Below are 11640 nucleotides of genomic sequence, written 5' to 3'. Positions count from 1 at the left end.
TCCCGGCCGCCCCGATCAAACCCGGAACGTCGCCACGATGCCCCGCATCGTCGTGGACATCTGCCCGAGTTCGGCGACGGCGGCCTGGGTTCCGGCGATTCTGGAGGCGGTGGTCTGAGCGGCGGTCGCCACGCCGGTGATGTTCTGGGCGATGTCGGTCGCCCCCGAGCTGGCTTCTGCCACACTCCGGCTGATCTCGCTGGTCACGGCGCTCTGTTCCTCGACGGCCGAGGCGATGGTCGCCGAGTAGTCGTGAACCTTCTCGATGATCTCGGAGATCTGGCCGATCGCCTCCGCCGCGGCACTGCTGGCGCCCTGGATGGCCGCGACCCGGGTGGCGATGTCCTCGGTGGCGGCGGCCGTGGCCTGCGAGAGGTCCTTGACCTCACTGGCGACGACGGCGAAGCCCTTGCCCGCCTCGCCGGCCCGCGCGGCTTCGATCGTGGCGTTGAGCGCCAGCAGGTTCGTCTGCTCCGCGATCTGCGTGATCATCTGCAGGACGTCGCCGATCTCGGCGCTGGACGTGCCGAGATCGGACACGGTCTGGTTGGCCTGCCCGGCCATCTCCACCGCGCCCCGTGCCACCTGGGCGGCGTCGGCGGCGCTGCTCGCTATCTCCCGGATCGAGGCGCCCATCTGCTCGGCGGCGGCCGCCACCGTGTCGACGTTGCGGGAGACCTCCTCCGCGCTGGTGGAGACGCTGTCGGACCGGATGCTGGTCTCTTCCGCGGACCCGGCGATCTGCGTGCTGGTCCCGGCCAGGTGGTGCGCCGCTTCGGCGAGAGTCTCGCTGTTCGCGCCGAGCACCCCGACGGTCTCCCGCAGCCGGGTCGTCGCCGTGTCGAGCCCGGCCGCCATCGTGCCGAGTTCGTCCCTACTGCTCACCGCGGCGGTGCGGGTCAGATCGCCGACGGCCAGCCCGTCGACCACGTGCGACACCCGGCGCAGCGAGGCGACGATCCGGCGGGACACGAACAACCCGAACGCCACGGCCAGCGCCAGGCCTCCGAACAGCAGCGTCATGGTGGTCCAGCGCGACTTCTGCCACGTCATGTAGGCGTCGTCCACGCTCCGTTGGGCGCCCTGCCGCTCCCGGTCCACCAGCTCCGCGACGATCTCGGACGCCTCGGTGAACAACGGCCGGGCCTCGGCGTCGCGGATTCGTGCGACCTCGGCGAAGTCGTTGCGGCGGCTCGCCGCCAGAATCTTGGCCCGGTTGTCCTGGTAGTTCCGCCACTCCGCGGTCAGGTCGTCGACCAGTTCCGGCGCGATCGACTCCTTGCGGTAGAGGGCGGCCGCGCGGGCGAACGCGTCATCGTCGGCCTTGATCGCCTTCTCGAACTCGGTCATCCGCCCGTCGGTCGTCGACAGGGCGTGGTCGAGGGTGTCGACACGGGTCTGCCGCATGATCAGCGCAAGCTCTTCGACGTGCTCCATGGGTATCACGCTCATGTGATAGAGCGACGTGGAGGCGTTGTTCATCAGCCTCATACCACCCAGCGCCACTACACCCTGCACCATCGCCGTCGCGGCGAGGATCGCGATCACCGACAGGATCTTGATCTTCATCGGGCGGTTGTCCACCCAGCGACCCAGGCCGGCTCTCGGCGTAGCGTATCCCTGCGGCACTGACGCCCCCTGCTGTACGAAAATGATCATTGCCGACAGTGCCGACCGGCACGCATCGCAATCATGGGTGGACTCTCCGCGTGCAAGGATCGGTTCCCGGCGGGCGAGTATGAGCCGTCCGCCCCGGCCTGTCGCGAACCTGTCGGCCACCGGGGAGCAGGCGCCCAGCGGCCGGCGTCGTCCGTACCGGTAAATGGGTGGCGGAGGCGGTGGGGACGGATTAGCGTGAGCGACATGCTGTGATGCCTTCCCGACCCGCCGCCTGGCGCCCGCCGCACCGAGCCGGTGGCGCGTGCAGGCCGCGTTTGTCGCCGTGCGCCGGAAACGGCCGGGGACGGGAGCGTCGCGCATTCCTCGCGGGACCACCAGGTCACCGGGTTTCCGGCAGGTCCGGTCGGGGCTTCGCGCCCGCCGGGCTCTTCGCCGCCGCTCAGGCCGCCGCACCCGAAGTCATTCCGGTCATGCCCTCCGATGTGGGGGTGAGCGTGGCCCGTCCGCTCCCCAGTGGAGCCGCAAGGAGGTCGTTTTGCCTGCCGAACCGTTTTCCGTTCACCCCAACCTCGACGAGATCGCCGAGCGGGACATCGCCGCGGCGTTGCGCCCGGTCTCGCCGGGTGGGACCGCCGACCATCCGTCCGATCTGGCCGCCGCGCATCACGGGGCGCATGATTCCCGTCAGGCCTCCCGGGAGCGTTCCGGGCGGGCCCGCTCGGGCCGCGCGGGCCAGGCCGCGGGTGGGCGCTCCTACGCGTTCCGCCGCAGCTGAGCCGCGCGGACCGGAAAGCCGCACTCCGCCGCGGCTGAACCGCGGGGCTCGGAAGCCCGCGCCCGGCCGCGGCTGAGCCGCGCGGACGAAGAGCTGCGCTCGGGGCGCACGCGGATGGAGTGAGGGCCCGGTGCCGGAGGAATCCGGCGCCGGGCCCGTCGTCGTTCGGTGGTGGGAGTGGGTCAGCCGACCTGGACGTAGACGTCGTCGAGCTGGCCGTGGTACATGTCGCCGTTGGCCTGGAGGTTCGGGCCGCCGATGCGCAGCGGCATGGAGTTCTCGACGGAGACCGTGGACGGGATGGTGGTCTTGGTACCGGCCTCACCGTCGACCGAGGCGGCCAGCGTGGTGCCGACGCGCTCGCAGACGACGCGGTGCCAGTTGCCGTCGGTGACCGGGTGGGCGGAGCGGGCCACGAACGACTGGCGGGAGCCGCGGGCGACCATCACGCACTGGGCGCGGCCGGTCTTGCCGATCTGCATCTTCCACTGGCTGTCGGTGCCGGCCACGCCCTTCTGCATGATGTTGGCGTTGCCACTGAGCTGGCCTGTCGTCAGCCGTACGGTGGCCGCCCACCGGAAGTTGCGGGTGCCCGGGTCGAGGTCGGCGTCGTCGGGCGCCTCGAGCAGCGCCTTGGCGCAGGTGGCCGTGTTGCCGGCGCAGACGCCCGGGAAGGAGGCGAAGCGGCTGGTGCCCTGGGTCGTGATGGCGACCTGACCGTTGTTGGCGCCACGGATGGTGAGCTGGCCACCACGCCCGGACAGGTCGTTGATCTTGCCGGCGTTGGCGCCGCCGTCGAAGTTGTAGCGGGCGACGACCGCGGAGCCCGCGGGTTCGTCGGTGGCGAAGGCCGGAGCGCCGAACAGCGGCGCGAGGAGAACGGCGGAAAGAGCCGCGAACATCTTCATGAGATGAAAGATGGCCTAAAATCCGATTTGATGCCTAAACTCCCCGAAAAAGTAGATCGGATGGGGGTCGCCCCTCAGAGGAGACCCTCCGCCTCGGCGATCATGCAGATCGCCACCAGGCGCACCAGCGGGAAGCCGGCGGCCAGCCACGCGGCGGCGGTGACCGGGGCGAAACCCGGCTCCGGCAGCGGGCTGCCCATCCGGACGGCGGCGGCCGCGATCGACCGGGCGTACGCCGCCAGGCCCGCCGCGTCGGTGGCCCGGCCGGCGGCACGCAGCGCGTCCCGGACCGCCGCGGCGTGCTGGTCGAGCCTGGCCAGCAGGGCGGGTTCGGCGAACGCGGCCGCCAGCCCGTCGACTCCGACGCGGGCCATCATCTCGTCGAGGTAGACCCGGGCGGGGAGGTCGGCGGCGACGGCGGCGGCGATCGGAGCGGCGGCGAAGGCGAGGTTCTCGTTCGTCATGCCGAAGACGTTAGAGGGCCTTGACCTGGGATGACAGCGGGGTAACCGGTTAGCACCCCAAGCGCCACCGCGGGCCAACCCCGGCTACCCGGGCAGCGCGTCCATGGCCTTGTAGATGCGTTTGTCGGAGACCGGGTACGCCGTCCCGAGGGCCTGTGCGAAGTAGTTGATCCGCAGTTCCTCGATCATCCAGCGGATCTCCCGCAGCCCCTCCTCGGCCGGCCCACCGGCGGAGATCGAGGCCCGCAGTTCGCGGTACTCCGACTCGATCTCGTGGATCTGGGTGGTGAGCTGCCGGTCGCGGGCCAGGCTGCCGCCGAGCCGGTCCAGCCGGTGCACGATGCCGCGCAGGTAGCGGGGCATGTGGTGCAGCTGGCGCCACCCGGTTTTGGTCACGAACCCGGGATGGACCAGGCCCTTGAGCTGCTGCCGGATGTCGGCCAGGGCGGGGAGCAGCTGCGGGTCGCGCAACTGTTTGAGGCGCTGCTCCACGTCGTACGACGTGGCGAGCACCGCCCGCACCTGGGTGACCAGGTTGGCGACCGCGTCGACCAGGTCCTGCCGGACGGTGTCGCGCAGCGACGCGAACTCCACCGACGACCAGACCGGTCCCCCGGCCTCGGCGACGAGCCGGTCCACGGCCGCGCCGGCGCAGTCGTCGAGCAGGTCGGCGATCGACCGGTACGGGTTGGCCCGGCTCAGTTCCAGCTTGGCCCGGTTGTCCAGCCGCCCCTGGAGGAACCGCGCGGCCGGCGGCAGGGTGAGCAGCAGCAGCCGCCGGGTGCCGGCGACCATGGCGACCCGCTGGGACGCCTCGTCCTCGAACACCCGGACCGCCACGCTGTCGCCCTCGTCGACGAGCGCCGGCCAGACGTTGACCTCGTAACCGCCGCGGACCTGGGCGACCCGCCGGGGCAGCGCGCCGAAGTCGTTGGTGGTGATCCCGCGCCGTTCCAGGTTGCCGGCCGCCCGGGAGATGGTGGCCTGCACCTTGGGGGCCAGCTGGCGGCGCAGCACCTCCAGATCGCGGCCCTCGGCGACCGTCTCGCCGCTCTCGTTGACGATCCGGAAGTTCATCCGCAGGTGCTCGGGCACCTGGTCGGGCCGCCAGGCGTCACGCGGCACCACGGTGCCGGTGAGCCGCCGCAGCTCGGTGCCGATGGCGTCGGGCAGCGGACCGCGCCGGGCCGGCACCCGGTCGAGGACGGCCTCGGCCCAGTCCGGCACCGGGACGAAGGCGGTGCGCAGCTGCTTGGGCAGGGCCCGGATCAGCGCGATCACCACCTCCCTGCGGAAGCCCGGCACCGACCAGCCGAAGTCGTCCGCGTCGACCTTGTTGATCAGGTCGAGCGGCACCCGGACGGTGACGCCGTCGGCCGGCGAGTTCGGCTCGAAGGAATAGGACAGCGGCAGTTTCACGCCACCGGACAGCCACGCGTCCGGGAACTGGTTGGGGTCGACCGTGTCCCGGCCGGTGTTGACCAGATCGTCGCGGGTGAAGGTGAGCAGATCCGGCGTCTCCACCCGCGCCTTCTTCCACCAGCCGTCGAAATGGCGGGCGGAGACGACGTCGGCGGGAATCCGGGCGTCGTAGAGGGCGTACACCGTCTCGTCGTCGACCGCGATGTCGCGGCGGCGGGCGCGGTTCTCGATCTCGGTGATCTTCTCCAGCAGCCGCCGGTTCTCGGCGAAGAACTTGTGGTGGGTCTCCCAGTCGCCCTCGACCAGCGCGTGCCGGATGAAAAGCTCCCGGGAGACGACCGGATCGACCCGGCCGTATCCGACGCGGCGCCGCGGCACGATCGGCAGACCGTAGAGGGTCACCTTCTCGTAAGCCATCACCGCGCCCATCCGGCGGTCCCAGTGCGGCTCGCTGTAACTGTGTTTGACCAGGTGCGGAGCCAGTTTCTCGGCCCATTCCGGCTCGATCCGCGCGTTCACCCGGCCCCACAGCCGGCTGGTCTCCACCAATTCGGCGGACATCACCCAGCGGGGCTGCCGCTTGAACAGCGCGGAACCGGGGAAGATCGCGAACTTCGCGCCGCGGGCGCCGATGAATTCGCGTTTCTCCTGGTCCTTCATGCCGATGTGGCTGAGCAGACCCGCGAGCAGAGCGGTGTGCACCGGTTGCGGCGCGACGCCCGCTTCCCAATCCTCTTTCAAAGACAGATCGAGGGTACGGGTGACCTGCTTCAGTTGCGCATAGATGTCCTGCCACTCACGGACCCGAAGATAGTTCAGGAATTCGCTGCGGCAGAGCCGGCGGAACTGGTTCCCGGACAGTTCCTGCTGCTTCTCCCGCAGATAGCGCCACAGGTTGAGATAGCTGAAGAAGTCCGATTCCTTGTCGGTGAACCGGGCGTGTTTCTCGTCGGCCTGCTGCTGTTTGTCGGCGGGCCGTTCGCGGGGGTCCTGGATCGACAGGGCGGCCGCGATCACCATGACCTCGGCCAGGCACTCCTGCCGGTCCGCCTCGATCACCATGCGGGCCAGCCGGGGGTCGACCGGGAGCTGGGCGAGCTGCCGGCCGAGCGGGGTGAGCCGGCGGTCGTCGAGGGCGCCGAGCTCCTCGAGCAGCTTGATGCCGTCGGTGATGTTGCGCCGGTCCGGCGGGTCGATGAACGGGAACCGCTGGAGGTCGCCGAGCCCCAGGTTGGTCATCTGGAGGATGACGCTGGCCAGGTTGGTCCGCAGGATCTCCGGCTCGGTGAACTCCGGGCGCTGGTCGAAGTCCTCCTCGGAGTAGAGCCGGATGCAGATGCCGTCGGAGGTCCGCCCGCAGCGGCCCTTGCGCTGGTTGGCGCTGGCCTGCGAGACCGGCTCGATGGGCAGCCGCTGCACCTTGAGACGGTGCGAGTAGCGGCTGATCCGGGCGGTGCCGGGGTCGATCACGTACTTGATGCCGGGCACCGTGAGGGAGGTCTCGGCGACGTTGGTGGCGAGCACCACCCGGCGCTGGCTGTGCCGTTCGAAGACCCGGTGCTGTTCGGCCGAGGAGAGCCGGCCGTAGAGCGGGATGACCTCGGTGCCGCGCAGATCCTTCTTGTTCAGCGCGTCGGCGGTGTCCCGGATCTCCCGCTCGCCGGAGAGGAAGACCAGGATGTCGCCGTCGGTGGGTAGCTCGTCGACGGCGGCCGCGATGCCGTCGATCTGGTCGATCGGCTCCTCGCGGACCTCGTCGTCCTCGATCACCGTGGTGGTGACCAGCGGCCGGTAGCGGACCTCGACCGGATAGGTGCGGCCGGACACCTCGATGACCGGGGCGGGCTTGCCGTCCGCTCCGGCGAAGTGGGCCGCGAACCGCTCGGTCTCGATCGTCGCCGAGGTGATGATCAGCTTGAGGTCGGGCCGCTTCGGCAGCAGCTCCCGGAGGTAGCCGAGGATGAAGTCGATGTTGAGGCTGCGCTCGTGGGCCTCGTCGATGATCAGCGTGTCGTACCGGTGCAGCATCCGGTCGTTCTGGATCTCGGCCAGCAGGATGCCGTCGGTCATCACCTTGACCAGGGTGTCGTCGCTCACCTGGTCGGTGAACCGCACCTTGTAGCCGACCGTGGAGCCGAGCGGCCGGTCCAGCTCCTCGGCGATCCGCTCGGCCACGGTACGCGCGGCGATCCGGCGCGGCTGGGTGTGGCCGATCTGGCCGCGGATGCCCCGGCCCAGCTCCAGGCAGATCTTCGGGATCTGGGTGGTCTTGCCGGAGCCGGTCTCGCCGGCCACGACCACGACCTGGTGGTCCCGGATGGCCTCGGCGATGTCGTCCTTGCGGGCGCTGACCGGCAGCCCCTCCGGGTAGGTGATCCGGGGCGCCGACGCGATCCGGCTCTCCAGGCGCAGCCGGGCCCGCTCCACCTCGCCCTCGATCTCGGCGAGGACGGTGGCACGGGCGGCGTCGTCACGGATGCGCCGGGTCCCGTCGAGGCGGCGCTGGAGCCGCCGCTGGTCACGGGGCAGCAACTCGGAGATCCGGCTACGCAGCGAGGAGACAGGCGTTATCGACATGGCGGAGCAAGGATAGGCGCAACCGGCCGGAAACGCCTGGTGATTAACGCCGCCCCGCCCCGGCTCGCCACGTGCCGTCCGGCGGACGCGACGGCGGCGGTCACCCTTTCGGACCAGATCGGCGGGGCCGTTTCCCGGAGGCCGCCCGACTCGATATCCCCGGCGACGAAGCCGGTTCAGGAACGGGGACGACGGTGATCGTAGTCGCTGAGGATCACGACGACATCCGGTACGTGGTGCAGCGTTCACTGGAACGCGCCGGGCACCGCGTGGTGGCCGCGGCCGACGGCGCCGCCGCCCTGGCCGCGGTCCGCGAGCACCGGCCGGACCTGGTGGTCACCGACGTGGACATGCCCCACATGACCGGCCTGGACCTGTGCCGGGCGATCCGCGCCGACGACGATCTGCGGCACATCCCGGTGGTGGTGGCCAGCGGCTCGCTGATGCCGGGCGACGGGCTGGCCGAGGACGCGGGCGCCTCCGCCACGCTGCTCAAGCCGTTCCTGCCGGCCCAGCTGCTGGCGCTGGTCGCGCAGCTGCTGCCGTCGCGGGCCGCCTCGGACGGGATCTAGGACCCGGCTGCCGGGCGGTGGGCGAGCCGGGCCAGCAGACCGGTCAGGATCAGGCCCCCGGCCAGGACGGTCATCGGCAGGTACCAACCGGCGCCGGCGAGCCGCCGGGAATCGCCGCGGGTCTCCAGGACCCAGTGCCGGTCGCCGACCTCGAACCCGCCGGAGCGGAGCAGGTCCGGCTCGCCGGGGCGGGCCCAGCTCGCCACCGTGTCCCGGCCGCCGTCGCCGGTGGTCGCGACGAGCTCGCCGGAGACGCCGGGGTCGCCGACGGTCCGCAGGACGTCGCGCAGGAGGGTGCCGCCGTGCAGGCCGGAGACCACCCAGCCGCGGAACTCCGGGGTGTTGGCACGGGTCCAGACCGGCGCGGCGAACGCGAAGGACAGCTGCCGCCGGTCCGGGTCGTGGATCAGCGGGTAGCCGTCCGAGACGGTGGTCCGGTGGGTGTCCCGGGCCAGTTCCAGGGCGGTGGAGAGCGGCCCGGCGCCGGCCACGTCGGTTCCCGGGCGCGGGGCGGCCGGCTCGGCCTCGCCGAGGGCACGGCTCAGCACCCGGAAGTAGTGCACGTGGTTGCCCGGGTTCGGGCGCAGGACGAGACCGGACGCCCCGTGGTCGCGCCACCGCCGCTGGGCCGCCGCCACGTCGTCCTCGGGAACGCTCACCAGGAACGCCACGCCGGTGGCGCCGGCCGGCCCGGACTCCGCCAGCGGGCCGGTCACGACGTCGAAGTCCTCCCAGGTGAGGTCGCTGTCGGTGGCGATGCCGGCGGCCACGCCGTCGAGCAGGCCGCGAAACCGCTCGACCTCGGCGCGGACGGCGGCCAGGGCCGTGCGGTGCCGCTGGTCCATCGCCCGGCTCGCGATGTCGCGCTGGGCTCCGTAGAGGGCGGCCGAGGACAGGACGGTGACGGTCAGCCCGGCCAAAAGCACGGAGACGGAGAGCAGCGAGCCGGTGGCCCGCCGCGCTCCGTCCCTACGTTCCCCCATGTAAGGGAGGGTATGCCCGGCACTACTTCCAGGTGTCGTACTGATACAAATCGTATTTTTTCATGATGCCGGTGACCTTGGTGGTGTAGTTCGGGTCGGTGGCGTACCCGGCCTTGCGCACCGCCTCGATGAACTTGTTCGCGTTCTTCGTGTGGGCGAACGCCGGGGCGTACCGTTTGTTGTTCTTCAGGAAGTGGCCGTGGTCGCGGATCGAGCGGGCCATCGAGGCGTACGTCCGGAACGCGTCGGACGCCGGGAAGCACTTCCCGGCCTTGTCGCACTCGGTCGTCTTGTAGACGTGGCAGCCGTTGGCGTGCGGCCCGTAGTAGCTGCCCTGGCACTTGATGCCGAAGTAGTTGCGGTCCACCGACGACAGGCCGCTACGGCCCCAGCCGGACTCCAGGATGGCCTGGGCGATGGTGACCGACGCCGGGACACCGTACTCCCGCCAGCCCTGCTGCGCGCCCGGCACCGCCGCGGCGATGAACTGCGCGGGCGTCTGCGCCGGGGCCGGGGCGGGCTTCGGCGCGGGCTTGGGCGCGGGCTTCGGCGTGGCCACCGTGCTCTTGCAGGCCGGAATCTTGGCGGAGGTGCGCACGTAGGCGTGCGACACGTACCGGCCGTCGGAGAGCCGGTCCCACACGGCGGTCGTCCGGACCTTGCCGCGCACCTTCTGACCGGTGACCGAGCAGGCCACGGCGATCCGCTGACCGTCGCGCAGCGTGCCGGTGATGGCGGCCGTCAGCGACGGCTTGGCGCGCACCTTCAGCTGGCTGTTGACGTCGACGGTCGCCCGGGCGCCGGCGGCGTGCGCCACGCCGGGCGCGACCCCGGCTCCGGCCCCGGCGGCGAGCACCAGCAGGGCGCTGGTGAGCAGTCGTCGGGTGGTGTGACCCATGAGTGAGATCCCCTTCGTCACCGGCAACGTCGGTTACGAAGGTGCGGCACGGCCGTTGCACCCGGAGATCACGATCGGGTGCCGTCACGTTGCGGCCGGTGGAAACGGTGCTTGGAAACCGGCGGTACGGGGAAAGGGCGTTGGCGCATCGTCAGTCCTGGAGGTCCCCGATGACGGCTGTCGCGTCCCGCCCGGCTCCGGCCCGTACCGCCGGCCACACCTGGCACACCCTCACCCCACTGCTGGTCGCGGTGACCGCCGCGGTCGGCGCGTTCGCCGTGCACCGGCTGTTCGTGGGGACCGGACTGGGGCAGGCGGTGGACACCGCGGCCCTGCTGGGCGGCGACTTCCACCATCCACGGGTCAGCGACGTGCTCACCCGTACGCTCGACGCCACCCGCCTCGCGGTGCTGGCCGTGGTCTGCCTGGCCGCCGCGGCCTTCGGCGTGCTGCGCCGCCGTCTCGACCTGGCCGTCGCCTCCGCTTTCCTGGTGATCACCGCCAACCTGGCCACCCAGCAGCTCAAGGCCCATCTGGACCGGCCGCTGCTGGACGGCTTCCCGGCGCCCAACTCGTTCCCGAGCGGGCACGCCACGGCGGCCGCGTCGGCGGCGTTCGTGCTGGTGCTGGTCTTCCCACGGGCGCTGCGCGGCACGGTGGGGCTGCTCGGCGCCGGCTATGTCGCGGTGGTCTCGGTGGCCACCGTGTGGGCCGAGTGGCACCGGCCCAGCGACGTGCTCGCGGCGCTGCTCATCGTGCTGGCCTGCGGCTCGGCGGCGGTCTTCGGGGTTCGGCTGCGCCGGTCCGGGCCGACCCGGCCGCTGCACCTGCCGAACCGGCTGGTCATGGCGGTCCTCACGGTGACCGCCGCGCTCGCCGCCATCGCCGCGGTGGTCGGCCTGCTGTCCGTGGCCCTGTCCGAGCGCGCCCTCCCGGATCTGGTCTCGGGCCGCTACGCGTTCCTCACCGGTGTGGCCCTCATCGTGGCCGGCACCGCCGCCGCGTTCATCGTCTGGGTCCGGCTCACCTCCGGCGAACCGGCCCAGGAAGCCACCCGGGAAGCGACCCGCTGAGCCGGCATGCCGACGGCGCCCGGCGAGCCGGGCGCCGCGAGGGGGCCGGGACCGTCAGGCCTCGGCCAGCTGCCGGCGCAACTTGGTGAGCGCCTTGGTCAGCAGTCGTGAGACGTGCATCTGGGAGATGCCGATCTGGTCGGCGATCTGGGATTGGGTGAGGTTGCCGTAGAAGCGGAGGGTGAGGATCTTCTGTTCGCGTTCGTCGAGGGTGGCGAGGGCGGGGCCGAGGGCGACGCGGGTTTCGGCGATCTCGTATTCGTGGTCTTCGCCGCCGAGGGTGTCGCCGAGTTCGGTGGTGCCGTCGGCGCCGATGGGGGTGGAGAGGCTGGTGGCGTTGTAGGCGCG

10 protein-coding genes are annotated in these 11640 nt (G+C 71.4%); 3 read left to right on the top strand and 7 right to left on the bottom strand.

Annotated elements, in window-relative coordinates:
* Nucleotides 1-15: 15 nt before the first annotated feature.
* A complete protein-coding gene (locus tag J5X75_RS35570; protein WP_208472040.1) occupies nt 16-1569 on the bottom strand; it encodes a methyl-accepting chemotaxis protein in 1554 nt (517 codons plus the stop codon).
* Between the two features lie 586 nt (nt 1570-2155).
* Between J5X75_RS35570 and J5X75_RS35565 the strand changes: the two genes are divergently transcribed.
* Nucleotides 2156-2395 (top strand): hypothetical protein, encoded by a 240-nt coding sequence (locus J5X75_RS35565; RefSeq protein ID WP_208472039.1) that lies wholly within the window; start codon nt 2156-2158, stop codon nt 2393-2395.
* A gap of 182 nt (nt 2396-2577) precedes the next feature.
* Here J5X75_RS35565 and J5X75_RS35560 read toward each other — a convergent pair whose 3' ends face one another.
* The 3 genes from J5X75_RS35560 to hrpA form a co-directional block, all read right to left on the bottom strand.
* Nucleotides 2578-3303: a LamG-like jellyroll fold domain-containing protein gene (locus tag J5X75_RS35560; RefSeq protein ID WP_208472038.1), complete on the bottom strand. Its 726-nt coding sequence runs from the start codon at nt 3301-3303 to the stop codon at nt 2578-2580.
* Nucleotides 3304-3377: 74 nt separating this feature from the next.
* Nucleotides 3378-3767, bottom strand: a complete 390-nt coding sequence (locus J5X75_RS35555; protein ID WP_208472037.1) for a DUF6401 family natural product biosynthesis protein — start codon at nt 3765-3767, stop codon at nt 3378-3380.
* An 84-nt stretch (nt 3768-3851) separates the two neighbouring features.
* Nucleotides 3852-7766, bottom strand: coding sequence for an ATP-dependent RNA helicase HrpA (gene hrpA, locus J5X75_RS35550; RefSeq protein ID WP_208472036.1), 3915 nt, complete (start codon nt 7764-7766; stop codon nt 3852-3854).
* Nucleotides 7767-7960: 194 nt separating this feature from the next.
* Between hrpA and J5X75_RS35545 the strand changes: the two genes are divergently transcribed.
* Complete coding sequence (locus J5X75_RS35545; protein ID WP_208472035.1) at nt 7961-8338, top strand: response regulator; 378 nt, start codon at nt 7961-7963, stop codon at nt 8336-8338.
* Here the strand turns inward: J5X75_RS35545 and J5X75_RS35540 are convergent.
* Together J5X75_RS35540 and gsmA are read right to left on the bottom strand one after the other, a co-directional pair.
* Entirely contained in the window at nt 8335-9321 is a 987-nt protein-coding gene (locus J5X75_RS35540; RefSeq protein WP_208472034.1) for a CHASE domain-containing protein, read from the bottom strand. The genes J5X75_RS35545 and J5X75_RS35540 overlap by 4 nt on opposite strands.
* Before the next feature lie 22 nt (nt 9322-9343).
* Nucleotides 9344-10219, bottom strand: coding sequence for a sporangiospore maturation cell wall hydrolase GsmA (gene gsmA / locus J5X75_RS35535; RefSeq protein WP_208472033.1), 876 nt, complete (start codon nt 10217-10219; stop codon nt 9344-9346).
* Between the two features lie 170 nt (nt 10220-10389).
* On the opposite strand from gsmA, the gene J5X75_RS35530 reads away from it, so the two are divergent.
* Complete coding sequence (locus J5X75_RS35530; RefSeq protein ID WP_208472032.1) at nt 10390-11292, top strand: phosphatase PAP2 family protein; 903 nt, start codon at nt 10390-10392, stop codon at nt 11290-11292.
* Between the two features lie 54 nt (nt 11293-11346).
* Here the strand turns inward: J5X75_RS35530 and J5X75_RS35525 are convergent.
* Nucleotides 11347-11640: sigma-70 family RNA polymerase sigma factor (locus tag J5X75_RS35525; RefSeq protein ID WP_208472031.1), on the bottom strand; the 294-nt coding region annotated here is incomplete at its 5' end.

The sequence above is a fragment of the Actinoplanes flavus genome (assembly GCF_017592555.1).
Classification (GTDB): domain Bacteria; phylum Actinomycetota; class Actinomycetes; order Mycobacteriales; family Micromonosporaceae; genus Actinoplanes; species Actinoplanes flavus.
This window is presented reverse-complemented; position numbering and strand designations above follow the sequence as displayed.

Bases quoted from the DNA above. Each gene is read 5' to 3' on its own strand.
- J5X75_RS35570 (WP_208472040.1), bottom strand. From the start codon at position 1,569: ATGAAGATCAAGATCCTGTCGGTGATCGCGATCCTCGCCGCGACGGCG.
- J5X75_RS35560 (WP_208472038.1), bottom strand. From the start codon at position 3,303: ATGAAGATGTTCGCGGCTCTTTCCGCCGTTCTCCTCGCGCCGCTGTTC.
- J5X75_RS35555 (WP_208472037.1), bottom strand. From the start codon at position 3,767: ATGACGAACGAGAACCTCGCCTTCGCCGCCGCTCCGATCGCCGCCGCC.
- hrpA (WP_208472036.1), bottom strand. From the start codon at position 7,766: ATGTCGATAACGCCTGTCTCCTCGCTGCGTAGCCGGATCTCCGAGTTG.
- J5X75_RS35540 (WP_208472034.1), bottom strand. From the start codon at position 9,321: ATGGGGGAACGTAGGGACGGAGCGCGGCGGGCCACCGGCTCGCTGCTC.
- gsmA (WP_208472033.1), bottom strand. From the start codon at position 10,219: ATGGGTCACACCACCCGACGACTGCTCACCAGCGCCCTGCTGGTGCTC.
- J5X75_RS35530 (WP_208472032.1), top strand. From the start codon at position 10,390: ATGACGGCTGTCGCGTCCCGCCCGGCTCCGGCCCGTACCGCCGGCCAC.